This window comes from Pseudomonas psychrophila (assembly GCF_001043005.1).
GTDB lineage: Bacteria > Pseudomonadota > Gammaproteobacteria > Pseudomonadales > Pseudomonadaceae > Aquipseudomonas > Aquipseudomonas psychrophila.
Genome location: NZ_JYKZ01000003.1, coordinates 316,166 through 339,677, shown reverse-complemented (window position 1 = coordinate 339,677; position 23,512 = coordinate 316,166). Strand labels below are relative to the sequence as shown.

Below are 23,512 nucleotides of genomic sequence, written 5' to 3'. Positions count from 1 at the left end.
CTGCACACCCGGTCTGTCTGAGAATGCGAGGGCTGCCCATCGCAGCCTCGTTGCGCTCCTCAGCGGCTACAGTTTGTCTGCGCCCAGCCCCGCCTGAATTTTTCCCACCACCTCCTGCATCGCCGGTAAGAAGCGGCGGGCAGCTTCTTCAACTGGCATGGCCTTGGCGATATAGACCAGGTTCAGGCAACCCATCACCCTATCCTCATGCATCACCGGGATCGCAATCGCCGCTATCTTGCGCTCTTCGCCCCAGTGCGAGTTGTTTTCGCCATAACCCTTGCTGCGGGTGTGCTCCACCAGTCGCTCGACGAATCGTCGATCCGCCGCCAGCGGTGATTGCACGTCGTCTCGACTGATCATCAATTCGATCAATTCTTCTCGCTCGGCAGGCGGGCAAAACGCGAAATATGCCCGCCCGGTTGCGGTCATCAGCAAGGGTAAGCGGCGACCCACCATCGAACGGTGAAACGACAGGCGACTGAAACGGTGAGTGGTTTCGCGAATCACCATGGCGTCACCGTCCAGGGTGCACAAGTCGGTGGGCCACGCCACTTGCTGGAGCAACTGGCCGAGCAAGGGCGCAGCAATCGATGAAATCCACTGCTCATCGCGAAAGCCTTCACTCAGTTCTCGTACCTTCAGCGTCAACCGGTAGCTGTCATCGGATTCACTGCGGCGCACGTAGCCTTCAGCCTGCAATGTCTCCAGCAAACGACGCACGGTCGTACGGTGCAGGCCACTCTGGTCGGCCAGTTGAGCCGTGCTGGCGCCCCCGTCGAAACGGTTGAGACCGTTGATCAGTAACAGCCCGCGCATCAAGCCCCGCACGGCCTTATATTCGGTTTCGCTCATGTGTTTCCCATTATTTTTATCGGTAAATCAACGATGTGCACTGAGTGCACCCTAGCAAGGGTTGTCGTTGTTCACCAGCTTCGTGATTTCCATACTGCGCCCAACAAGAAATCCAAAAAAAGCGCTGTACGGAGATACCCATGAGTTCTGCACCCACTGCTTCCCCCTTGGACCTGAGTACCGATGTCGCCATTGTCGGGGCTGGCCCTGTCGGGCTGATGATCGCCAATTACCTGGGCCAATGTGGTGTAAACGTCACCTTGGTGGAAAAGCTCGACAGCCTGATCGACTACCCACGCGCCATTGGCCTGGATGACGAAAGCCTGCGCACATTCCAGGCCGTCGGCCTTGCCGAAAACGTGCTGCCGCACACCACGCCCTGGCATGCGATGCGTTTCATGACACCCAAGGGTCGCTGCTTTGCAGATATCCAGCCCAAGACCGATGAGTTCGGCTGGTCCCGGCGCAACGCCTTTATCCAGCCCTTGGCAGACCGGGTACTGTTCGAAGGGCTGGAACGCTTTGACAACGTCAAGGTGCTGTTCGGCCGCGAACTCGAAGGCTTCGAGCAAAGCGACAGCGGTGTACAACTCACACTGAAAAACGCCGAGGGCCGCAGCGAGCGCTTGCAGGCCAAATACCTGATTGGCTGCGATGGCGGCAACAGCCTGGTGCGCCGCAGCCTGGACATCAGTTTTGAAGGCAAAACCGCGCCCAATCAGTGGATCGTGGTGGATATCGCCAACGACCCCCTGAGCACGCCCCATGTGTACCTGTGCTGCGACCCGGTGCGCCCTTACGTGTCCGCCGCCCTGCCCCACGGCGTGCGCCGCTTTGAGTTTATGGTGATGCCCGGCGAGACCGAAGCTGAGCTGAGCAAGCCCGAAAACATGCGCAAGCTGCTGGCCAAGGTGCTGCCGGACCCGGACCGCATCGAGCTGATTCGCAGCCGCGTCTATACCCACAACGCCCGCCTCGCAGGCAGCTTCCGCCAGGGCCGGGTACTGCTGGCCGGGGATGCCGCGCATATCATGCCGGTCTGGCAGGGCCAGGGTTACAACAGCGGCATGCGCGATGCCTCCAACCTGGCCTGGAAGCTGTCGCTGGTGATCAAGGGCCTGGCCAGCGACCGCCTGCTCGACAGCTATGAGCTGGAGCGCCGGGATCACGCCAAGGCCATGATCGACCTCTCGGTACTGGCCGGCCACGTGCTGGCGCCACCCAAGCGCTGGCAGGGCACCCTGCGCGATGGTGTGTCGTGGCTGCTCAACTATGTGCCGCCGGTCAAACGCTACTTCGTCGAAATGCGCTTCAAGCCCATGCCGCAATACACCCGTGGCGCCCTGATCGTGCCGAGCGAAAAAGGCTCGCCGGTGGGCAAGATGTTCATTCAGCCCAAGGTGATGACCGACGCGGGTGAAACCGTATTGCTCGATGAAGTGATCGGCGAGAATTTCGCCATTATCGCCTGGGGCTGCGACCCGACCTGGGGCCTGACGGCGGCGCAGATTGCGCAATGGAAAACCCTGGGCACGCGGTTTATTCAAGTGCTGCCGGATGTCCAACTCAGGGCCCCGAGCGACGCCGGCAACGACGTGATTCGCGTCGGCGACAGCAGCGGCCGCCTGCGCGAGTGGTTCGCTCGCGGCTCATCGTCCATTGCCCTGTTGCGCCCTGACCGCTTCCTCGCCGGGCTGGCCACACCGCAAACCCTCGGCAAGGCCTGCAATGAACTGGCCCTGGCGCTCAACGCGCAGCCACACATCCAGGTGACGCCAGCCGTCAGCAAGGTGGCTTGAGATGAGCGCCTATTTGCACTGTTTGTCACACACGCCGCTGGTGGGCTACGTCGACCCGACACCTGACGTGCTGGCCGAAGTGGACAGCATGATCCGCGATGCCCGCGAACGCATCGCCCGCTTCGACCCGCAGCTGATCGTGCTCCTGGGGCCCGATCACTACAACGGCTTTTTCTACGACGTCATGCCGCCTTTTTGTATTGGCATGGCCGCCGATGCCATCGGTGATTTCGACACGGCAGCCGGCCCCCTCGACGTACCCAAAGCGCTGGCCGAAGCTTGCGCACAAGCGGTTATGGATGCCGGGATAGACACCGCCGTGTCCTACCGCATGCAAGTCGATCATGCCTTTGCCCAACCCCTGGAGCTGCTGCTGGGCGGGTTGCGCACCTGCCCGGTGATTCCGGTCTTCATCAATTCGGTGGCGGTGCCCCTGCCCGGTTTCAAGCGTGCGCGCTTGCTGGGTGAGGCCATCGGCCAATGGGCCAAGTCACTGGACCTGCGCGTGCTGTTTCTGGCGTCCGGAGGACTGTCTCATCAGCCTCCAGTGCCCGAACTGGCCAAGGTCGATGCGCGCATGGCCGACCGCTTGATGGGCAGCGGCCGCCAGTTGCCCGCTGATGAGCGCGCCGCACGCCAGCAGCGAGTCATCGAGGCCGCACGGCACTTCGTCGAAGATCAGAACAGCCTGCATCCGCTCAACCCGGTTTGGGACCAACAGTTTCTCGACACGCTGGAGCAGGGTCGCTTGAGCGACCTCGATGCGCTGGGCAATGACGCGCTGTCGGCGCTGGCCGGCAAGTCGACCCACGAGGTGAAAACCTGGGTCGCCGCGTTCGCAGCACTGTCCGCCTTTGGCCCTTACCAAACCGAAGGCCGCTACTACCGCCCGATTCCCGAATGGATCGCAGGCTTCGGCGCCCTTGGCGCACAGCCGCTGAACACCACCCTTTGAATTCAAGGAACACTGCCATGACTGCCAGCGTATTCACTGAAGCGTCGACCAGCCGCTTTGTCCGTATCAAGGAAGGCGACCTGGACCTGCAATTGCACTACAACGACGTCGGCCAGGGTGCCGAAACTGTGGTCATGCTCCACGGTTCCGGGCCTGGCGCCAGCGGCTGGGCCAACTTCAACCGCAATATCGAACCGTTGGTGACTGCCGGTTACCGGGTGATCCTGCTCGACTGCCCGGGCTGGAGCAAAAGCGATCCGGTGGTCAGCGAAGGCTCACGTTCCAACCTCAATGCGTCGGCGCTCAAGGGGCTGCTCGATGTGCTGGACCTTGACCGGGTGCACATCATCGGCAACTCGATGGGTGCCCACAGCACCGTGGCCTTCGCTCTGGAAAACCCCGAGCGCATCGGCAAACTGATCCTCATGGGCGGCGGCACCGGCGGCCCGAGCGCGTTTGTGCCCCAGCCCACCGAAGGCATCAAGCTGATCGGTGCGCTGTACCGCGAGCCGACCATCGAGAACCTGAAGAAGATGATGAGCGTCTTCGTTTTCGACACCAGCAGCCTGACCGAAGAACTGTTCCAGACCCGTCTGGATAACCTCCTGGCGCGCCGCGACCATCTGGAAAACTTCGTCAAAAGCAGCACCCTCAATCCCAAGCAGTTCCCCGACTTCAGCCATCGCCTGCACGAAATCAGCGCCGAAACCCTGCTGGTCTGGGGGCGCGAAGACCGCTTTGTGCCGATGGACACCGGCTTGCGCCTGCTGGCAGGGCTGCCCAAGGCTCAGTTGCACGTGTTCAACCGCTGCGGCCACTGGGCGCAGTGGGAACACGCCGACACCTTCAACCGCATGGTGCTGGACTTCCTGACCCACTGATGACCGAGACCGCCATGAACCCGACTCCCGAAACACTGGCCCAACTGGCCGCCGACCTGCGTCACGCCGAAACTCACGGCAACGCCATCGCACCGCTGCGCGAGCTGATCGGTGAAGACAACGCGACAGCCGCCTACACCATCCAGCAGCTCAATGTCGCCCACGGCGTCGCCAACGGGCGCCGGGTAGTGGGCCGAAAAATCGGCCTGACCAATCCCAAGGTGCAGGCGCAGCTGGGCGTGGACCAACCGGACTTCGGCACCCTGTTCGCCGACATGTGCTACGGCGACAACCAGACCGTACCCATCGATCGCGTGTTGCAACCCAAGATCGAGGCGGAAATCGCCTTGATCCTCAAACATGACCTGCCCCACTCCGACACCACCTTTGACGAAGTCATGGCCGCCACCGGATGGGTGGTCCCGGCCCTGGAAATCGTCGGCAGCCGCGTGCAGCAGTGGAACATCCGCTTTGTCGACACGGTGGCCGATAACGCCTCCAGCGGCTGCTACGTACTCGGCGGCCCGGCCCGCAGCCTCGAGGGGCTGGACTTGCGCAATGCGGGCATGCGCATGACCCGCAATGGTGAAGAGGTTTCCAGTGGCAGCGGCGCGCAATGCCTGGGCCATCCGCTCAATGCGGCCGTGTGGCTGGCTTGCACCATGGCGCGCCTGGGCAATCCGCTGCAAGCGGGCGACATCATCCTGACCGGCGCACTGGGGCCGATGGTGGCCGTGGCCGCCGGTGATCGTTTCGAGGCGCATATCGAAGGCATCGGCAGTGTCGGTGTGGACTTCTCGCAACACAGCAGCGCCGAGTAATCGGCGACTTGCGTGCAAATGAGGCAACAATAATGAACAAGAAACTCAAGGTCGCCATCATCGGCTCCGGCAATATCGGCACCGACCTGATGATTAAAATCCTGCGCAATGCCAAGCACCTGGAAATGGGCGCCATGGTCGGCATCGACCCGACCTCCGACGGTCTGGCCCGTGCTGCCCGCATGGGAGTTGCAATCACCCACGAAGGGGTTGAAGGCCTGTCGCGCATGGACGTGTTCAAGGACATCGACTTCGTGTTCGATGCCACCTCCGCCGGTGCCCATGTCAAGAACGACGCCTTTCTGCGGGCCATCAAACCCGGCATCCGCCTGATTGACCTCACACCGGCTGCCATCGGTCCGTACTGTGTGCCGGTGGTCAACCTGGAACAGAACCTCGACCAGCTCAACGTCAACATGGTGACCTGCGGCGGGCAGGCGACCATTCCGATGGTCGCTGCCGTGTCTCGAGTGGCCAAGGTGCATTACGCCGAAATCGTCGCGTCGATTGCCAGCAAATCTGCCGGCCCCGGCACCCGCGCCAATATCGACGAGTTCACCGAAACCACCTCCAAGGCCCTCGAAGTGATTGGCGGTGCAACCAAGGGCAAGGCGATCATCGTGATGAACCCGGCCGAGCCGCCGCTGATGATGCGCGACACCGTTTTTGTGCTCAGCGAAGCCGCAGACCAAGCGCTGGTCGAGGCCTCTATCGTCGAAATGGCCGCCGCTGTGAACGCCTATGTGCCGGGCTATCGCCTCAAGCAGAGCGTGCAATTCGACGTCATCCCTGAAGACGCACCGTTGACCATTCCCGGCCTGGGCAGGTTTTCCGGCCTCAAGACGTCGGTGTTTCTTGAAGTTGAAGGCGCCGCCCACTACCTGCCGGCCTACGCCGGAAATCTCGACATCATGACCTCCGCAGCCTTGGCCACCGCCGAGCGCATGGCGCTGTCGATGCTCAACGCCTGAGGGGAAAACCATGAACGGTAAAAAGATCTACATCAGCGACGTCACCCTGCGCGACGGCAGCCACGCGGTACGCCACCAGTATTCGTTGCAGAACGTGCAAGACATCGCCCGCGCGCTGGACAAGGCCCGCGTCGACGCCATCGAAGTGGCCCACGGTGACGGCCTTCAGGGTTCGAGCTTTAACTACGGTTTTGCCTCCCATACCGATCTGGAATGGATCGAAGCGGCGGCGGACGTGATCAGCCACGCAAAAATCACCACCCTGCTGCTACCCGGCATCGGTACGGTTCACGACCTCAAGGCCGCGTACAACGCCGGGGCCCGGGTGGTGCGCATCGCCACCCATTGCACCGAAGCCGACGTATCGAAGCAGCACATCGAATATGCCCGCGAACTGGGCATGGACACCGTGGGCTTTCTGATGATGAGCCACATGATCCCGGCCGAGCAGCTGGCGGCCCAGGCCAAGCTGATGGAGAGCTACGGCGCGACCTGCGTGTACATGGCCGACTCGGGCGGGGCGATGAATATGCAGGACATTCGCGATCGCTTCCGCGCGTTCAAGGCCGTGCTCAAGCCTGAAACCGAAACCGGCATGCATGCTCATCACAACCTGTCGCTGGGCGTAGCCAACTCGATTACAGCGGTTGAAGAAGGCTGCGACCGGATCGACGCCAGCCTCGCGGGCATGGGGGCCGGGGCCGGTAATACCCCGCTGGAAGTGTTTATCGCCGCCGCCGAGCGCCTGGGCTGGAACCACGGTACGGACCTTTACACGCTGATGGATGCGGCGGATGACATTGTTCGACCGTTGCAGGATCGCCCGGTGCGGGTCGACCGCGAGACCTTGGCGCTGGGTTATGCCGGCGTGTATTCGAGCTTCTTGCGCCACGCCGAAATCGCTGCGGCCAAGTACGGGCTCAAGACCCTGGACATCCTGGTCGAGCTGGGTAAACGGCGGATGGTGGGCGGTCAAGAAGACATGATCGTCGACGTGGCGCTGGACCTGCTCAAACGCTAAGGCCTTCCTTACCCCCCTTGTGGGAGCGAGCGTGCTCGCGATGCAGATAACGCGGTTTACCTGACGAACCGCATTGATCCAGTCGCGAGCAAGCCCGCTCCCACAGAAACAGGGGTTATCGCTGCTTCATCCATAACAACAATAAAACGGGTACAGCCCATGACTTCACTCAATCTGCAAATGGCCCGCACCATCGGCCTGTGTTTTCTCGTTGCCCTCATGGAAGGCCTCGATCTACAGGCCGCAGGGATCGCTGCTCAAGGCATGGCTGCCGCGTTCGAACTGGATAAATTACACATGAGCTGGGTGTTCAGCGCCGGCATTTTCGGCCTGTTGCCCGGTGCGTTCGCGGGTGGATGGCTGGCTGACCGCATTGGTCGCAAACGCGTGCTGATGGCCTCGGTGGTGCTGTTCGGGGTGTTTTCACTTGCCACCGCATTGGCCTGGGACTTTAACAGCCTGCTGGTCGCACGTTGCCTGACCGGTGTTGGCCTTGGCGCCGCCCTGCCCAACCTGATCGCCCTCACCAGCGAAGTGGCTGGCCCGCGCTTGCGCGGTACGGCGGTAAGCCTGATGTATTGCGGCGTGCCTTTGGGCGCTGCGCTGGCCGCCATTATCGGCATCGCCGACCTGACCGGTGGCTGGCAGGTGGTGTTCTACGTCGGCGGCGTGGTGCCGCTGTTGATCGTGCCGCTGCTGGGGCTCTACCTTCCCGAGTCGCAGCAGTTTCGCAACGCTCAGGGCGAGACGCCTGTCGGTGTGGTTCAGGGCCTGTTTCGCGATGGCGCGGCACTGCCGACTGCGCTGATCTGGGTCAGTTATTTCTTCACCCTGATGGTGGTTTACATCCTGATCAACTGGCTGCCCAGCCTGGTGATCGGCCAGGGTTTCACCGGGCGTCAAGCCAGCTGGGTGATGCTCGCCCTGCAAATTGGCGCAGCCATCGGCACCCTGTTTCTGGGTTGGGTGATGGACCGCCTGCCTGCCTGGGCACTGTCTGTACTGATCTATCTGGGCATCCTCGTGTCCCTGAGCGCCCTCGGGTTGGCCAGTCATCTGCCGGGCATGCTGGCCGCAGGCTTTATCGCCGGTTTCTTTGCCACCGGTGGCCAATGCGTGCTCTACGCCCTGGCGCCCCATTTCTATCGCCCTTCGATACGCGCCACGGGCGTGGGCAGCGCGGTGGCCATTGGTCGTCTCGGTGCCATGAGCGGCCCATTGGTAGCCGGCAAGATGCTCGCGCTGGGTACCGGTACCGCCGGGGTGATGCTGGCGTCGGCGCCGGGCATCGTGATCGCGGCCGTGGCCATGTTTTACCTGTCGGTGCGGCGCAACGCAGCAGCGCCGGACTGACAACCTGCGCGTCGAAAGGCGCGCAGTGCTCCACCCCCCATAACAATAAAAGTGAAACCGCCATGCTCAAGACTGTTCTTCGGGCGCTCAGCGCCTGCACCTGCGTTTTATCCATTGGCCCTGCCCTGGCCAGCGGCTTTATCGATGACAGCCACGCAGACCTGGTGATGCGCAACTATTACTTCGATCGCAACTACGTCAATGCAACACCCCAGGCCGCTGCCCGGGAATGGGCACAGGGGTTTATCCTCAACCTGCGCTCGGGCTACACCGAAGGTCCGGTCGGGTTTGGCCTGGACGCTCAAGGCTTGCTAGGCGTGCGCCTGGACTCCTCACGCGCACGCACCGGCACCGGCCTGTTGCCTTACAACGCCACCACCCGCGAACCTGCCGATGAGTACTCGGAGCTGGGGCTGACAGCCAAGGCCCGCGCCTCCAAAAGCGAGCTGCAACTGGGCACCATCAGCACCTTTTTGCCGATCGCATTCGCCAGCCCTACCCGCCTGCTGCCGCAAACGTTTCGCGGCGCGTATCTGAAGTCTCAGGACATTGACCAACTGACGCTGCATGTCGGCTGGCTGGACCGCATCAACCTGCGCGACTCGACCGACTACCAGAAAATGTCGGTCGGCTCACCCAATGGCCGCTTCAATGGCGCGGCCGAGTCAAACCGCTTCATGTTCATCGGCGGCGACTATGCCTGGTCGCCGCACCTGACCCTCAAGTACTACCACGCCGAACTCGCGCAGTTGTACCGCAAGGATTTTTACGGCCTTGTCGATAATCGGCCGATGGGCCCCGGTAGCCTGAAAAGCGATTTTCGCCTGTTTATCACCGGCGAAGACGGCGCAGCCAAAGCCGGAACGGTGGACAACCGCAATGCGGCGCTGATGCTGACCTACAGCCTGGGCGCCCATAAAATCGGCGCCGGCTACATGCAACTGACCGGCAAGAGCGGCATGCCGTATCTGTTTGGCACCGAACCGCTGGTGATCACCGAAGGCACCCTGAGCTCGGAGTTCCTCAACCCCAAGGAGCGCAGTTGGCAGGTGCGCTATGACTACAATTTCGCCGCAATGGGTGCGCCAGGCCTCAACGGTATGCTGCGCTACGTGAGCGGCGACAATATCGAGCTGGCCCGGTTCGGCGGCTCGAACCTGAGCGAGAGCGAAAAGGACATCGAGGTGTCATACGTGCTGCAGAGCGGACCGCTCAAGGACCTCTCCCTGCGGTTGCGCAACGCCTGGTACCGCAACGATTTCACGGCACAGGCCAGCCATCGGGATGACAACGAACTGCGGGTCAATATCGATTACACCTGGAAGCTGTGGTGACGATTTACGACAACAATTGCGACATGGGCTGGCTGAGCAGGCAGGACTTTAGATAAGCTCTGCCACCCCCATCAGCAACCAGCGGTAAGCGCATGATTGAAGTCACCGAGGTTTCCATAGCCCAACTGCGCGCCGCGCTCGAATCCGGCCAAACCACGGCGGTCGAGCTGGTGCAGGCCTATCTCGCACGGATCGACGCCTACGACACCCCGGACACCCCTACCGCGCTCAATGCGGTGGTGGTGCGCAACCCGCAAGTGCTGATCGAGGCTCAGGCATCCGATGCCCGCCGAGCCAAGGGCCAGACCCTTGGCCCGCTGGATGGCATCCCCTATACCGCCAAGGACAGTTATCTGGTCAAGGGCCTGACCGCAGCGTCAGGCAGCCCGGCCTTCAAGGACCTGGTGGCGTATCGCGATGCGTTCACCATCGAGCGGCTGCGCGCCGCCGGTGCCATCTGTCTGGGCAAGACCAACATGCCGCCCATGGCCAACGGCGGGATGCAGCGCGGCGTTTATGGCCGTGCCGAAAGCCCGTACAACGCCGACTACCTCACGGCCCCCTTCGCTTCCGGTTCGTCCAACGGCGCAGGCACGGCCACGGCGGCCAGCTTCTCGGCATTCGGCCTGGCGGAAGAAACCTGGTCGAGCGGACGCGGCCCGGCCTCCAACAATGGTTTGTGTGCCTACACGCCTTCACGGGGCGTGATTTCGGTGCGCGGCAACTGGCCGCTGACGCCGACCATGGACGTGGTGGTGCCGTTTGCCCGAACCATGGCCGACCTTCTGGAAGTGCTCGATGTGGTGGTGGCTGAAGACCCGGACACCCGTGGCGATTTGTGGCGCCTGCAACCCTGGGTGCCCATCCCAAGTGTCGCTTCGGTGCGTCCTGCCTCTTATGCCGAACTGAATACCAAAAGCGACGCACTGGCGGGCAAGCGCTTTGGCGTTCCGCGCATGTACATCAATGCCGACCCAGAGGCGGGTACCAGTGAAGCACCGGGTATCGGCGGCCCTACGGGGCAGCGCATCATCACCCGCGCCTCGGTCATCGACCTGTGGCAAGCCGCGCGCAAAGCCATCGAAGCCCAGGGCGGCGAAGTGATCGAAGTCGACTTCCCGCTGGTATCCAACTGCGAAGGCGACCGCCCTGGTGCTCCGACGGTGTTTACCCGTGGGCTGGTGTCCAAAGCGTTTTTGCATGATGAACTGTGGGAGCTGTCGGCCTGGGCGTTTGACGACTTCCTGCGGGCCAACGGCGATCCAAAACTGAACCGTTTGGCCGATGTCGATGGCCCGCAGATATTCCCTCACGACCCGGGCACCCTGCCCAATCGCGAAGACGAACTGGCGGCGGGCATGGACGAATACGTGCGCATGGCCGAGCGCGGGATTACCCCGTGGGACCAGATCAGCACCGTTCCGGACGGCCTGCGCGGTCTTGAGCAGACGCGTCGAATCGACCTGGAAGACTGGATGGACCGGTTGGGGCTCGATGCCGTGCTGTTCCCGACCGTGGCCGACGTGGGTCCGGCGGATGCGGATGTCAATCCGGCCTCGGCGGACATCGCCTGGAGCAATGGCGTGTGGGTGGCCAACGGCAACCTGGCCATTCGGCACTTGGGCGTGCCGACGGTCACGGTGCCAATGGGCGTGATGGCGGATATCGGCATGCCGGTGGGGCTGACCTTTGCGGGCCGTGCGTATGACGATTCGGCGTTGCTGCGTTTTGCTTCGGCGTTTGAGGCTACGGGCTCCAAGCGAGTGATCCCGCCGCGTACACCGCCGTTGTCGGGCGGTTAACAGGAAGATCTCGTCAGCGGTCACCACCTGACCGCTGTGTAATTACAGATTCATCACCTACCCCGCGTTGTAGCCGTTGACGAGTAGAACGAGGCTGCGTTCGATCGCGAAGCGGTCGCATAACCGGTACACGCGGTTTGCCTGATTAACCGTAGACGCTGGCTTTACGACTGCTGCGCAGCCGGACGCAGCCTCGCACGGCTCCTCAGCGGCTACAGTTCGTCACCTACCCTTGTAGCCGTTGACGAGTAGAACGAGGCTGCGTTCGAGCGCGAAGCGGTCGCAAAACCGGTACACGCGGTATGCCTGATTAACCGTGAACGCTGATTTTACGACGGCTGCGCCGCCGGACGCAGCCTCGCACGGCTCGTCAGCGACTACAGATTCACCGCCAACCCCGCGTTGTATCCAATTACAAGCGCGCCCGTCTTTCAATCGGGTCTCAGGACAAGTACCCAACGTAATGTTTAAACTCATCCTGTGGATGATAGTAATAAAACTAAAACGATAAAAAAGCCCTAAAGGCCCTGTTATCTTGCTCTATTGAATCTCGAAAATTATTAAACTCTGTCCTGTACAGCACCCGCCTTCCAGCAACCAGATGACTGATACATTGACATTCCCCCCGAAGCATTAAATCCACCTACTACTTTCATAGTAGATGGACCCGCCAAGCAAACTTTAAAGTTTAGTCAGCCCCACGCTTATTTTTGCGGAGTGATGGTATCAATTGGACCGCAGCCGCCGATCATTTTGGAGATGGACACCGTTGGCGTGAACAGATAGTCATAGGAACAGTTTTTTTGCTGGTTATAGACTTGCCCCGTACAACCTGAAAGCAGAGCAACACCAGAAGCAACAACAATAGCCAAGGAAACTTTGAACGTCTTCATGTCAAATCCTTTGATGTCAAAAAAGTACATATAAGCCACGTAATGGCCTGAATAATTTTAACCAAGACCATCAATCAATTCTTTAAGACATGTCTTAAAAACTGGTGACTGCTCAGTTAGCCGCTCTGAACAGCAAGTATGGCAATAGAGGCCTAACACCCCACCTGCTTAGGAACTTTAATCTTTGAGCCTTTAACCAATAACGGCACGCCGGGATACACGTTGAATGACTCACTGGGTTTGCCATCAACAGTCACATCTTTCACCGCAAAACGCGTGGTGCCCGAAGCGTAAAACCGCGCGCCATCCGCTTCGCATTTAACCGTTAACGTCGAGGTTTCTTTCTGCGGCATATGGCGAATCAGTGAGCTAAAGGCAAGGTTGACCACCACATTGCCCGCCACGCTGGTGTGCTTGGGGTCGATCAGGTTGACCACCGGTTTTACTTCCAGGCGGTAAACCTGTTCCTCTTCAATGGAAACCAGAGGCTTGATGGTGATTTTCTTGCTCTGCCCCGGGCCCAGCATCAGCTTGAAGGGTGTGGCGTAGAGCTTGGGTTGCGTCACCTGAACGATGGACTCCAGGCGTTCATCCTCAAACTCGACCCCCGGATTAAACAGGCGCGACAGCGAGATGGAGACAAACTCGGGGCGCTCGCCGTCGTTGGAAATATCGAGCGTTACAGGTTTATCCGATACTTCAGTGACCGCCGGCGTGACGTTGATCAACGCCGACGCAGGCGATGCCAAAACAAGCCCGCACAGAACAAAAACAAGGCCGTTAGTGAATGGTTTCATAGGTTTCTCGAAATAACTGAAGCATGCCCTTGTGACGTGGGCATGCCTGTTAACAGCAGGCGAACCTTAAAGGTTGGAAATTACCGGCTCGAAGGTCAGGGATAACACCCCTGTGTAGGTGCCGCTGGTTTCCTTGAATGTGCCAGCTGGCGGATAGGCCGAAATTGACAGGTCGTAATAGCCGATGGAATCCATACCCGCCCCGCCCGACACAGGGTTTTTAAAGACTGTCGGCGTTGCCACTGCCAGGGTTTTTGGCGCCTGGCCATCTGCATTCAGCTCCACGATGGGCTGCAGGAAAACTTGCGCGGCATTGCTGGTGTTGCGTATGACCAGGGGCTCGTCCAGGCGCACCTGAAAATCCCTGTCAGTGGCGACAACTTTCAAGCGGGCTTGCGCCCCATAGGCTGAGTCCCACCCCCCCGGCTGCGACATTTCCAAACCCTGGTCAAACCACCCGCCCGTGTCGCTGGTCACGAAAAAGTTGTTTGGGTTGGTGACCGTGGCGGTAATCCTGCTGGTGACTTTTCCTAGCAACTCTACATCCGCAAAGACCATGGCCGGCAGAGTGCCCAGGACGGCCAGCAGGCTAGCCAGTGCTACGTTGTTCATGTGTTACTCCGATTGAGAATGAATCCTGGAAGTTGCCGAGTTCTGGTAAATCACCATGCCGTACCCGACGCTGACCGACAGGGGCGCCGATAAGCCGTCCGCCCCTTGTACGTGTACGGTCACCTGTTCTTTGGGCCTGAAGGTCACGCGCCACACCTGATCGCTGGCAGGTGTACCCAGGGTTTTGATGTTCATCCGGTATTTTTGCCCCGGCGCCAACGCTAAACGGGTAGGTGTTACCAACAAGCCTGGCTTGGATACCTGGCTGATTGCCTGTAACTGCTCCGGCTGCTCACCGGGGTTGAGCACCAGTGCTTGCTCTACATCCAGATACAGGGGCGAATCCCCGGTGTTCAGGGCGTAGAGCGCGCCTTGACGTTGGTCGGGCACCAAGCGCAACTCAGGGGTCGAGAGTTTCAATACACCCGCAGCCATGCCATTTGACGGACTGATAGATAACCAGCCCAACAGCAAGGCAATGGGATATTTTATATACCGGCCCATTTAAGGTTTAGTGACCACAGTGAAGGTCAAAATATCGCTGTAAGCCCCCGCTTTTACTTTCTTGTCAGGTTGAGCCTTGAACGTAGGTGTGAAGCAGGTTCGCCCCCCCGCATCTAACGAAAACAAACGACTTTGAGCATTGGGCAATGATACCGAGTCGATGCTATTGTCGAGCGTCAATGTATAAGGAACCGTTTGCGAACTGTCTTCAAGGCTCTTAAGCAGATAACCACCCGTCGGCGAAAAACCATTGCTATTCGTCGCATTGATCAGATACTTCTGATTGGTGATAGCGGTTGAACCTTCGTAACTGAAACACAACTGGTCTTTGGTCGCCGGTAACGTCAATACGGTTTCTTCACCCGCGGGCAACTCACCTAGGTCCCAGTCCGGTGCGGTCATGGTGACGGTTGGGGGGACAGCAGGAGGGGGAAATTCCGGGTCTACAACCACTGTACAACTGCCCTTTGACTTAGGGCCTATATACGCGACACCCGCCACTTCGCCGACATCGTTCATGTTCGTATAGTTGCCTGCGCGCACACCTACCGCTGGCCATGCTGCAATTTTTGACTTCAACACGCTGAATGATACATTAGCGGTCATTGCAGAAGGGCTAATCCACGAACCGCCTGAGTTTTGCCCCTGGTACATTGTGTAACCATTACCCTCATAAAAAAACGAATACCCCACATTATTAAGCCACATACCACTCGCTACAGCGCTACTCTCTTGAAGCACGCCATTTGCATCATAGGTGTAGAGCATGACACCTCGACTCCAAAAGTTTCTACCCCCCAGATGACCCGATGTACTTTTGTATTGAATCGTCAAATTGAACGTGGCGTAGGTCTCGCTGGTATCGGTATAGCTACAATTACTATAACCACTACTGAGATCGCTCAAGATCAGGTTGTAAGCTGCTGATGCCCCGCCCGAAAAGAGAGCCATACTGACAACCAACAAATAAGCATAAAAATCAATATGCCGAATTTTTGACCGCTGAATGTGTGAATGATCAATCGCAACTGGCGCGCTATCGGGTCGAATTTTTTTTATGGACATTTCAGCACCTGCGGTTTCTCACCCACGGTAAATGTCAAATGTTTACCGGCGAAGTGTTGTGGGCTTCCCGGAAACAAAGCAACTTTGGCTTTTGGCTGTTGACTTCCTGCACTCTCAATTTCCGATAACTGCAAGCTTATGTTGCCCGTATTTTCTAGCGTCACACCGCCGTCTTTACAGTGATAAGTCCAGCCCGCCTGCTGTTTGGCAGGGGGCGGCATATGCCGAACCAATACCCCGTAGCCAATGGCAACTGACATCGGCGCGGTGATTTTGTCTTCAGGCGCCTGCTCTACCTGCATGGCCCGCACCGGCACGATATACAGGCGGTACAAGGTCTCAGCCTCAGGCTCGACCAGCGACTTGAGGCTGATGGCGCGGCTCTGCCCCGCCCCCAATGTGAGTTTGTCAGGGCTGGCCAGCATGCCCGGATGCGTCAGGGCACTCAGCGGCTGTTTTATTTCCGGCGACACACCGGGGTTCATCACCTTCTGCAAGCTGATGGACAAATACAGCGGCTCGTCACCGAGGTTTTTAACATTCACCGAGTGCTCGTGATTGTTGTACACCTTGAGGGTGGCCGGCATGACCATCAACTCGCCCTCAGCCTGGGCCAGGCTTGAGCCAAGCCCTATCAGGCTCAGCAAAAACATACGTAATTTCATAAGGTTTTCCTGTCAGGTTGTGCGCTTACTGGCACAAGTAATGGCTAGGCTGCACCGGCTTGGACAGATCACAGGTGTAACGCCCCCCCGCACCGTCAACCGAAATATTCGCCAGCACTGCTTTGCTGCTGATCGAGAACAGGCCATTGGCATAGGCCGTATCCCCGGTCTCTTGAATGATGCCGCCCACCGGCTTGCCCGCCGCATCGACCAAAATGCCGCTGTAAACCATATTGATATCCACCTTGGCCTTGGCGTTGTACACCTGGCCCGGGTGGGCGCGGACAATGTTCGCCGGCACTTCGATGTTCATGTCCATGTTGTCGCTGTCACTGCTGACGCGAGCAAAGGGCACATCGCTGTACTGGTTCAGTGGCACGGCATAGGTGCCGTCGCCCGCAACCGGATGACCTTCAACTTTAAAACCGTAAGGCGTTTCACCCAGCGCCGGGGTTTGCAGGAGCATGGCGCTGCCACCGTTGCTGTAACGTCCCAGCGCAATACCATCCTGGTTGGCGGCAACCATGCCGCGGTAGTTGAAGTCGACGTTGCTGGCCGCATCACTGTGCCCCAGGTTAAGGGACGCATCGCCACGGGTGCCTGCACGGCTGCCGTAGGCGTTGAAGCTGTTGCTGCTGTCGATGCGGTTGACCGTGACACCGGTCGAGGTGGTGCCAAAGTTGTCGTCATAGTCCTTGCGATAGTCGCCACTCAACTGGGTTTTGCCGCCGTACTGGGCCGCACGCACGCTGGCTTGCGACTTGTCGAGCATCCAGGTCATGTTCAGGTACAGGGTGTAATCGCTGTCCCCGGGCATGCCGTTGGCCTTTTGCACGCCCAGGCCGAAGGTCGACCACAAACCGTTGGGCTTGTAGTTCCAGCGTGCTTCAAGTTGCTGGGTCTCCCCACGGCCATAGTCCCGGTAGTTGTAGCCCAGCGTGACGCCGGCAATGTTTCTGCTGTAAGCAAGGCTGGAGCTGGGGGTGCCGTAATAAAAACGCGAGACGTCAGTGTTCTGATAGCGGCTAAGCATCAAGTTGCCCAGTACCGGGTCGTTCATGCTCAGGTTGAAGTAACCGCCCGTGCCATTCTCGCCGCTCAATACCCCCACTGTCGGGTCAAGACTCAGCGTGCCAAAAGAGGAAGGTCGGGTAACGTTGACTTCAGAGGCCCAGTCAGAGTCTTCACCGGAAACAGCCGCGGCGTTTAAATAGAACTGGCTCATATTGCGGCTGATGGCGCCTTCCAGCAGTTGCCCGCCCTCGTCCATGTCCTGCCCCGCCGTAACGCGCCAAGAGTTTGCGCCGCCGAAGTTCAGGTTGTTGATGTCCTGGGTTTGCTCGTTGATCAAATTACCGTTGCGATCGACCAGGCGAATCTCGACGGGGTAGTAACCCCCGGGCAAGTCCGTAAAGCTGACTTCGTTACGCCCCAGAATGGCCGGGCGTTTAAGAATCAGGCGACCATTGCGGTAGAACTCATAGTTACCTTCGGCCGTGGAAAACAGCACCAGCGAGCCCACGTCCCGGTCGCTGCGCATATAGTCCTGGCTGCCCAGGGTAATAAACTGGTCAAAACTGGGCGACAGCACCGTACTGACCGAACCTGAGCCATAGTCGATACTGTTTTGCTTACCGGCACGCACATAGGTGTCGGCAAAGTTCTTTTGCAGATAATAGGACGAAATGCCCTGGTCACGGCTGCTTTGGCCACGGTTTTGGCTACGGTTGGCGTACCAGTTCATATAGCCAAAGCTGCGACCCGGCAAGCCAAACCAGGTGTTGCCGTTCAGGTTGAAAGCACTATAACTTTCAGATGAACCGCGCATATCCAGAGACTGATTATTGATCAGCCCCCACGACGTATCAGGCGCGAGAAAATCTTCGCGCGTGGAGCGAATTTTCAGGGTGCGGCGTGTCTTGTCCAGCGTGACATAGTGTTCGGCCACGCGCAGATCACAACCGTCCTTGCATTGTTTATAGTCAATCTTTGACAGCACGTCTTCGATAACACGCCGATCTTCAGTGTCAATACCATTGTCCGCATACTGACGCGCATCAAATACAAGGGCATTTTTAGACAGCGAATAACTGATAAAACCCGGCAATGTCTTGCCATTGTAAGTAGCGACATAGTTTGCGGTATTGTCCATCTCCACCGCACTGAACCCTTCAGGTGTCCCATAGGAGATCTTTACTTCAGCCAGTGCCTGGGAAGAAAAAGCCGTAACAATACAAGCCGCCAATATATGCAACTGAAAGGGAATCTTATGGGTGAACATCCTGATCTTCCGTCACTGGAAAAGAAGAGCCCCTTTCGGGGCTCTGGGCATTAAATGAAGACTGATGCCGGCGTTACGGTGCTGGAGTAGGTTCGAACAGCATAACCAGGTCGCCGCTGTAACTACCGTTGGTGCTGACGGCGCCAACCTGGGTAGGTGCATCTACACTGACAGCCAGTTGGTGAATCTGGTCATAGCCGCCAACACCGGTAACGGTTTGGTCAACGGTCAACACGGTGCCGAAAGTCAACGCTTTTGTATCAAGGCTCACAGCAGCGTTGGTCATTTCATAAGCGCCGTTTGACATTTTCAGTGGCTGAGCCAAAGTAACGTTAAAGCCGTCAGCCGTACTCCAAACACGCACAGGCAGTGTTTTCGAGAAAGAAGTTTGGGTGTGGTCGTTTGCAGTCAGCTCTTCGGTGCCGTACCAGGTTGAACCGTCTGCCTTGGAAACGAACAGCGCGTCGTTGATTTGAGCAGTCAAGGTGATTTTCTTGGAAACAGTGTTATCAGCAGCCTGCACCATGCCAACCATCGCAGTGCTCAAGCCAAGAGCAATCAAAGCAACTTTAAAGTTCATTATTCGTATCCAATATAGAGTGTTACCAAAAACGCCAAATATTAAGCAGCTGGCATTGTTGGTGAAGAGTTGTTTAACAGGCAGTTCCTACTGCCTGACAAAAGAATGACATTCCTGCGCACACTCCACAATCAGACGAATCTTAATAGCTCCCGCCATTCAATTATTAAACAGCGATCCCACAAGCCCGACTACTTAAAGACAGATGCAAACCTGATAACAAGTAACGGCCCGAGTTTAAGGATTGTCTTATATCCAGCACTCTGTGCACGGCATAGAGTATCGGAATGAAACTCAAAATGTACTTGCACTCCATAACCCCCCTGCTCTCCTCTCCTCATTCAGCAAGACGCTTATTATGGACAGTGGCTGCCATCCTGTTGGCAGGACTGCTGGCCGGGGTCTATAACTTTCTGCTCTTTACATTCAATACCGAACTGTCCCAGCGCCGCGGCTATATGAGCAGTGCCATCGCCGAAGCCCATACATTTTTCACTACCCGCCAGGCACTGCTGGAAAGCATCAGCCTTTCTGCAACCCGCCAGCCTGAAGGCGAATTTGTCACCGTCTCTGCGGAAGAAATCCATTTACTCCTGGGGCCTTCGCCACAGCGGCAATGGAACCTGTGGCTGACTGAACGCTTGCGCGATTATATGAAAGAGAAACAGGTCAATCTGGTCTACGTCAGCACAGGTGCCCATGCCAAAGTATCCCGTCTGTATAACGCCACCGATGCGGTGAGCGGGTTTTCCGAAACCATCCTGCGCCAGCTCGATTCACTGAAACACGATGATAAAAGAGAGTTGGATGAGCTGTGGCTGTCGGAGCAGGACAGCCCCCATGCCCGGCTGTATATTTTTATCCGCCTGGATGAGCGCGACCCTCAATCCGGCTGGCTGGGGCTGGAAATGGATTCCGGCGAAGTCTCGACGGCCCTGAGTGATCAGAGCGCCGGGCAATTCATGATGCTCAACTCGCAGGGCTCTTTGCTGTTCACCAACAGCCTTGTGCATGCATTGGGTGACAGGCTGTTGCCGCTGCAAGACCAGAACTTCTTCGGCCTGGTCGGTAGCCGGTGGTGGCCGGATCATGTGGTTATCCGCAAACAACTCAAGTCGTCTGACTGGCAGTTGGTGTACTTCATCGACTTGCGTTCAGTCATGCTGTCGTTATGGCCGCAGTTGCTGGGGGCACTGCTGTTTTGCCTGATCAGCCTGACGTTGGTGTGGCTGTTGATGCGGCGCCTGGAGCAGCGCTTTATCGCCCCCACGATTCATCGCATCCAGGCGCTGGTCGAAAGCGAGCTGTTCAGCCGCGACGTCATTCAGACCGCACCTGTGGCGCTGTGTGTGCTGCGTCGCAGCGATGGCCAGGTGGTGCTGGAAAACACCCTGGCCCAACAATGGATGGGCCAGGGCGGTGAACGCGAAGCGTTGAGCGCCACCTGGATACAGCACGCCTTCGGCAGTGCCGAGCCAGAGCTTACCGACTACTTTGAAACGGCCGACGGCCGCCACTTGTATTTAAGCTGTGCACCGACCCGCTATAGAAGCGAGGACGTGCTGCTGTGCGCCTTCAGCGACATCAGTACTCGCACCCAGATTGAAACAACGCTGCAACAGGCACGGCAAATAGCAGAAGCTGCCAACGAAGCCAAAACCCTGTTCCTGGCCACCATGAGCCATGAGATTCGCACACCGTTACATGGGGTGCTGGGCACGCTGGAACTGCTGGGGCGCACTCAACTGGACCCCCAGCAAAAGGATTATCTGCATGCTATCGAAAGCTCCTCCGCCACGTTGTTACAGCTGATTTGTGACGTACTGGATGTATCAAAGATCGAAGCAGGGCAACTGGCGCTGGAACTGAGCGAGTTCTCTGTGCTGGAACTGGCTCAGGAGGTTGTTCAAGCCTATGCCGCCGCTGCACAGCGCAAGGGGTTGAAACTCTACGCCTGCTATGACCCCAAGTTGCCGGACCGGGTTATAGGTGATGTGGCGCGCATTCGCCAGGTGCTCAACAACCTGCTGAGTAACGCCGTGAAATTCACCGACTCCGGCCGAGTGGTTCTGCGCTTGAGCCTGCAGAGTCGTGAAGGTGAACGGGCCAGTCTGTTGTGGCAAGTTTCAGACACGGGCAGAGGCATTCCACAGGCCGCGCAGCCTTTTATTTTCGAGCCGTTCTACCAGAGCGAAGGCAGCACCCATGGGGTGGCTGGCACCGGCCTTGGCCTGCCGATCTGCCTGCGTTTAATCCAGTTAATGAATGGCAGCATCCGCATGGTCAGTGAAGTGGGCCTGGGCAGCAGTTTTTCCCTCAGCCTGCCTTTGGAGGTGCCAGCCACCAGCGGCTTGTCAGCGGCCCTGCCCGAGCTGCTGCCGGAAACCATCCATGTGGTTTCACCTGTGCGTGAACTGGCCGAGACCGTCAGCGGTTGGCTGCGCAAGTGGGGCGCGCGCCCACAAATCGGCCACCCTGCGCACCACCAGGGTGATACAGACGCTGTTTTGCTTGAGTTACACCCAGGCTCCCTTGAGCAACGGCTGGAACCTGACTGGGATGGCCCGGTAGTGCTGGCCACTGGAGACGGCAACCACGAACCACAGATCATTGACGGCACATGGAAGGTCAACCTCAATCATTTAAAAGCCATCCATCAAGCCGTCGGCGAGGCACAGGGTTTGCAGGTGCTCAAACCCAACAAGCCCAATGAAATAAATGAATTGAAAAGGCTCAACCTGAAGATCCTGGTAGCCGAAGACAACGTGATTAATCAATTGATTATGAGCGCACAGCTGGAAAAACTCGGCTGCTGCGTCGAGCTGGCCTCCAATGGCGAAGAAGCACTGTCCATTTGGCACAAAGGAAAGTTCGATTTGCTGATCACCGACGTCAATATGCCCAAAGTCAACGGTTATGAACTGACCCGCCTGCTCCGCAGCCAAGGTTGCCTGTCACCGATCATCGGCGCCACTGCCAACGCCATGCTTGGCGAAGAAGAACTCTGTCTTGGGGCCGGAATGAACCACTGCCTGGTCAAACCTTTCAACTTGCAGGCCTTGTTTAACTGCCTAGCGCCTTACGAAGGAGCAGCCCATGAAACCCTTTAGCATTTTGATTGTTGAGGATCATCCTTTTCAGCGGATGTATTTACAGAACCTGTTCAGCGAGTTGGGAGACTTTTATTTGGAGTGTGCACAAGACGGCGCGCACGCCCTGGCCTGCCTGCAACGGCATAATTACGATTTAGTCCTCACCGATCTGCTGATGCCTGGCATGGATGGTGTGCAGTTCATCCAGAAGCTGGCAGCCCTGCGCTCACGACCTGCCCTGGCAATCATGAGCTCGTCCTCACGACGCATGCTGATGGCCGCAAGCCTGGTTGCCCGCAATCTGGAGGTCAACGTCATCGGGCTGATTTCAAAGCCGGTGCGGGCCAGCGCCCTGCGGGATCTGATCGACCAGCTCATGAGGCTGCGAGATAAAACGCCACCGGCACCCCTTGCCGATATTGACCGCCAGTCACTGATTGACGCACTGGACAACGCAGAGTTTGAGGCCTGGTTTCAGCCCAAAAAAGCATTGGCCAATGGCCGCATCGTGGCTGCCGAAGCACTGGTGCGCTGGATACATCCCGAACACGGGGTGCTGTTACCCGGGGTGTTTCTGCCCGCACTGAGCACCTTTAATCTGGAGGAGCGCCTGTTATGGCTGATGCTTGAACAAGGTATCGAGGCCCAGGCGCAATGGGCCAGGCAAGGCTATGACATACCTGTGTCGATCAACCTGCCTACCCACCTGCTTAACAGCGATGACCTTCCCGATCGTATTCACGCGTTCGTTCTGCGCCACAACGGTGTGCCGGAAAAAGTGTTCTTTGAGTTGATGGAGTGCTCAACCCCTCAACAAATGAGTAGCTTTTATGCGGGTGCTTGCCGGTTACGGATCAAGGGGTTCGGGCTGTCACAAGACGACTTCGGCAAAGGTTACAGCTCCTACATCAACCTGGTCTCGACCCCTTTTACCGAGCTCAAGATCGACCGGGCGCTGGTGCGCGGCTGCAGTGAAAATGAAGAGCTGGCGCAAGCCTTGACCAGCATCGTCGGGCTTGGACGGCAACTGGGCCTGACCGTTGTCGCGGAAGGTGTAGAAACAGCGCAAGAACTTGCCTTTTTGCACAAGATCGACTGCACTCAGGTCCAGGGCTTTTTGATCTCCCACGCTGTCTCTAGCGACTTGTTTGCGCAGTTGTTGACTCATGATGGCCCGGCAAGCGCATTTTAGGCGCTTGAGGGTTTTTTGAAGGTTAACTCTTTTGTACGA

Annotated in this window: 20 protein-coding genes; 11 read left to right on the top strand and 9 right to left on the bottom strand. The window is 58.2% G+C overall.

From position 1 onward, the window contains the following. Nucleotides 1–66 precede the first annotated feature (66 nt). Nucleotides 67–855, bottom strand: a complete 789-nt coding sequence (locus TU76_RS10755) for a DNA-binding transcriptional regulator (RefSeq protein ID WP_048351628.1) — start codon at nt 853–855, stop codon at nt 67–69. Nucleotides 856–995: 140 nt separating this feature from the next. Here TU76_RS10755 and TU76_RS10750 point away from each other — a divergent pair, with 140 nt between their 5' ends. The 9 genes from TU76_RS10750 to TU76_RS10710 all read left to right on the top strand — a co-directional run bounded on the left by TU76_RS10750 (nt 996) and on the right by TU76_RS10710 (nt 11,792). After that, entirely contained in the window at nt 996–2,654 is a 1,659-nt protein-coding gene (locus tag TU76_RS10750; protein WP_048351627.1) for a bifunctional 3-(3-hydroxy-phenyl)propionate/3-hydroxycinnamic acid hydroxylase, read from the top strand. Nucleotide 2,655: 1 nt separating this feature from the next. Beyond that, nucleotides 2,656–3,609 (top strand): 3-carboxyethylcatechol 2,3-dioxygenase, encoded by a 954-nt coding sequence (gene mhpB, locus TU76_RS10745; protein WP_019829308.1) that lies wholly within the window; start codon nt 2,656–2,658, stop codon nt 3,607–3,609. A 17-nt stretch (nt 3,610–3,626) separates the two neighbouring features. Next, on the top strand, nt 3,627–4,490 hold the full coding sequence (locus TU76_RS10740) for an alpha/beta fold hydrolase (protein ID WP_048351626.1): 864 nt from the start codon (nt 3,627–3,629) through the stop codon (nt 4,488–4,490). Nucleotides 4,491–4,504: 14 nt separating this feature from the next. After that, the gene (gene mhpD, locus TU76_RS10735) at nt 4,505–5,311 is read left to right on the top strand and encodes a 2-keto-4-pentenoate hydratase (RefSeq protein WP_046808992.1); all 807 of its coding nucleotides are present in this window, start codon (nt 4,505–4,507) and stop codon (nt 5,309–5,311) included. 32 nt (nt 5,312–5,343) lie between these two features. Beyond that, on the top strand, nt 5,344–6,282 hold the full coding sequence (locus tag TU76_RS10730) for an acetaldehyde dehydrogenase (acetylating) (RefSeq protein WP_048351625.1): 939 nt from the start codon (nt 5,344–5,346) through the stop codon (nt 6,280–6,282). Between the two features lie 10 nt (nt 6,283–6,292). Beyond that, nucleotides 6,293–7,303 carry a 4-hydroxy-2-oxovalerate aldolase gene (gene dmpG, locus TU76_RS10725; RefSeq protein WP_048351624.1) on the top strand — a complete coding sequence of 337 codons (1,011 nt, stop codon included), beginning with the start codon at nt 6,293–6,295 and terminating at the stop codon, nt 7,301–7,303. 159 nt (nt 7,304–7,462) lie between these two features. After that, the gene (gene mhpT / locus TU76_RS10720) at nt 7,463–8,656 is read left to right on the top strand and encodes a 3-(3-hydroxy-phenyl)propionate transporter MhpT (RefSeq protein ID WP_046808983.1); all 1,194 of its coding nucleotides are present in this window, start codon (nt 7,463–7,465) and stop codon (nt 8,654–8,656) included. Nucleotides 8,657–8,718: 62 nt separating this feature from the next. Then, entirely contained in the window at nt 8,719–9,990 is a 1,272-nt protein-coding gene (locus tag TU76_RS10715; protein ID WP_082136520.1) for an OprD family porin, read from the top strand. A gap of 92 nt (nt 9,991–10,082) precedes the next feature. Further along, nucleotides 10,083–11,792: an amidase gene (locus TU76_RS10710; protein WP_048351623.1), complete on the top strand. Its 1,710-nt coding sequence runs from the start codon at nt 10,083–10,085 to the stop codon at nt 11,790–11,792. Between the two features lie 704 nt (nt 11,793–12,496). Here the strand turns inward: TU76_RS10710 and TU76_RS10705 are convergent. The 8 genes from TU76_RS10705 to TU76_RS10670 all read right to left on the bottom strand — a co-directional run bounded on the left by TU76_RS10705 (nt 12,497) and on the right by TU76_RS10670 (nt 19,189). After that, a complete protein-coding gene (locus TU76_RS10705; RefSeq protein WP_048351674.1) occupies nt 12,497–12,685 on the bottom strand; it encodes a DUF4223 family protein in 189 nt (62 codons plus the stop codon). A 152-nt stretch (nt 12,686–12,837) separates the two neighbouring features. Then, nucleotides 12,838–13,482: a hypothetical protein gene (locus tag TU76_RS10700; protein WP_048351622.1), complete on the bottom strand. Its 645-nt coding sequence runs from the start codon at nt 13,480–13,482 to the stop codon at nt 12,838–12,840. A 66-nt stretch (nt 13,483–13,548) separates the two neighbouring features. Further along, the gene (locus tag TU76_RS10695; RefSeq protein ID WP_048351621.1) at nt 13,549–14,094 is read right to left on the bottom strand and encodes a hypothetical protein; all 546 of its coding nucleotides are present in this window, start codon (nt 14,092–14,094) and stop codon (nt 13,549–13,551) included. Between the two features lie 3 nt (nt 14,095–14,097). Beyond that, the gene (locus TU76_RS10690; RefSeq protein WP_048351620.1) at nt 14,098–14,598 is read right to left on the bottom strand and encodes a hypothetical protein; all 501 of its coding nucleotides are present in this window, start codon (nt 14,596–14,598) and stop codon (nt 14,098–14,100) included. Next, on the bottom strand, nt 14,599–15,663 hold the full coding sequence (locus tag TU76_RS10685; protein ID WP_048351619.1) for a hypothetical protein: 1,065 nt from the start codon (nt 15,661–15,663) through the stop codon (nt 14,599–14,601). After that, a complete protein-coding gene (locus TU76_RS10680) occupies nt 15,654–16,328 on the bottom strand; it encodes a pilus assembly protein (RefSeq protein ID WP_048351618.1) in 675 nt (224 codons plus the stop codon). The genes TU76_RS10685 and TU76_RS10680 overlap by 10 nt, the downstream gene beginning before the upstream one ends. A gap of 25 nt (nt 16,329–16,353) precedes the next feature. Next, nucleotides 16,354–18,609, bottom strand: coding sequence for a TcfC E-set like domain-containing protein (locus tag TU76_RS10675; RefSeq protein WP_082136519.1), 2,256 nt, complete (start codon nt 18,607–18,609; stop codon nt 16,354–16,356). 73 nt (nt 18,610–18,682) lie between these two features. Further along, nucleotides 18,683–19,189 (bottom strand): CS1 type fimbrial major subunit, encoded by a 507-nt coding sequence (locus tag TU76_RS10670; protein WP_048351617.1) that lies wholly within the window; start codon nt 19,187–19,189, stop codon nt 18,683–18,685. A gap of 287 nt (nt 19,190–19,476) precedes the next feature. Here TU76_RS10670 and TU76_RS10665 point away from each other — a divergent pair, with 287 nt between their 5' ends. Together TU76_RS10665 and pvrR are read left to right on the top strand one after the other, a co-directional pair. Further along, entirely contained in the window at nt 19,477–22,299 is a 2,823-nt protein-coding gene (locus TU76_RS10665) for an ATP-binding protein (protein WP_048351616.1), read from the top strand. After that, the gene (gene pvrR / locus TU76_RS10660) at nt 22,286–23,473 is read left to right on the top strand and encodes a response regulator cyclic di-GMP phosphodiesterase PvrR (protein WP_048351615.1); all 1,188 of its coding nucleotides are present in this window, start codon (nt 22,286–22,288) and stop codon (nt 23,471–23,473) included. The genes TU76_RS10665 and pvrR overlap by 14 nt, the downstream gene beginning before the upstream one ends. The last annotated feature ends 39 nt before the right edge of the window (nt 23,474–23,512 follow it).

Coding starts and splice junctions, on each gene's coding strand:
- TU76_RS10685 (WP_048351619.1), bottom strand. CDS start 15,663: ATGTCCATAAAAAAAATTCGACCCGATAGCGCGCCAGTTGCGATTGAT.
- TU76_RS10690 (WP_048351620.1), bottom strand. CDS start 14,598: ATGGGCCGGTATATAAAATATCCCATTGCCTTGCTGTTGGGCTGGTTA.
- TU76_RS10710 (WP_048351623.1), top strand. CDS start 10,083: ATGATTGAAGTCACCGAGGTTTCCATAGCCCAACTGCGCGCCGCGCTC.
- TU76_RS10755 (WP_048351628.1), bottom strand. CDS start 855: ATGAGCGAAACCGAATATAAGGCCGTGCGGGGCTTGATGCGCGGGCTG.
- TU76_RS10680 (WP_048351618.1), bottom strand. CDS start 16,328: ATGAAATTACGTATGTTTTTGCTGAGCCTGATAGGGCTTGGCTCAAGC.
- mhpD (WP_046808992.1), top strand. CDS start 4,505: ATGAACCCGACTCCCGAAACACTGGCCCAACTGGCCGCCGACCTGCGT.
- mhpB (WP_019829308.1), top strand. CDS start 2,656: ATGAGCGCCTATTTGCACTGTTTGTCACACACGCCGCTGGTGGGCTAC.
- mhpT (WP_046808983.1), top strand. CDS start 7,463: ATGACTTCACTCAATCTGCAAATGGCCCGCACCATCGGCCTGTGTTTT.
- TU76_RS10665 (WP_048351616.1), top strand. CDS start 19,477: ATGAAACTCAAAATGTACTTGCACTCCATAACCCCCCTGCTCTCCTCT.
- TU76_RS10715 (WP_082136520.1), top strand. CDS start 8,719: ATGCTCAAGACTGTTCTTCGGGCGCTCAGCGCCTGCACCTGCGTTTTA.
- TU76_RS10695 (WP_048351621.1), bottom strand. CDS start 14,094: ATGAACAACGTAGCACTGGCTAGCCTGCTGGCCGTCCTGGGCACTCTG.
- TU76_RS10750 (WP_048351627.1), top strand. CDS start 996: ATGAGTTCTGCACCCACTGCTTCCCCCTTGGACCTGAGTACCGATGTC.
- pvrR (WP_048351615.1), top strand. CDS start 22,286: ATGAAACCCTTTAGCATTTTGATTGTTGAGGATCATCCTTTTCAGCGG.
- TU76_RS10675 (WP_082136519.1), bottom strand. CDS start 18,609: ATGTTCACCCATAAGATTCCCTTTCAGTTGCATATATTGGCGGCTTGT.
- dmpG (WP_048351624.1), top strand. CDS start 6,293: ATGAACGGTAAAAAGATCTACATCAGCGACGTCACCCTGCGCGACGGC.
- TU76_RS10730 (WP_048351625.1), top strand. CDS start 5,344: ATGAACAAGAAACTCAAGGTCGCCATCATCGGCTCCGGCAATATCGGC.
- TU76_RS10700 (WP_048351622.1), bottom strand. CDS start 13,482: ATGAAACCATTCACTAACGGCCTTGTTTTTGTTCTGTGCGGGCTTGTT.
- TU76_RS10705 (WP_048351674.1), bottom strand. CDS start 12,685: ATGAAGACGTTCAAAGTTTCCTTGGCTATTGTTGTTGCTTCTGGTGTT.
- TU76_RS10740 (WP_048351626.1), top strand. CDS start 3,627: ATGACTGCCAGCGTATTCACTGAAGCGTCGACCAGCCGCTTTGTCCGT.
- TU76_RS10670 (WP_048351617.1), bottom strand. CDS start 19,189: ATGAACTTTAAAGTTGCTTTGATTGCTCTTGGCTTGAGCACTGCGATG.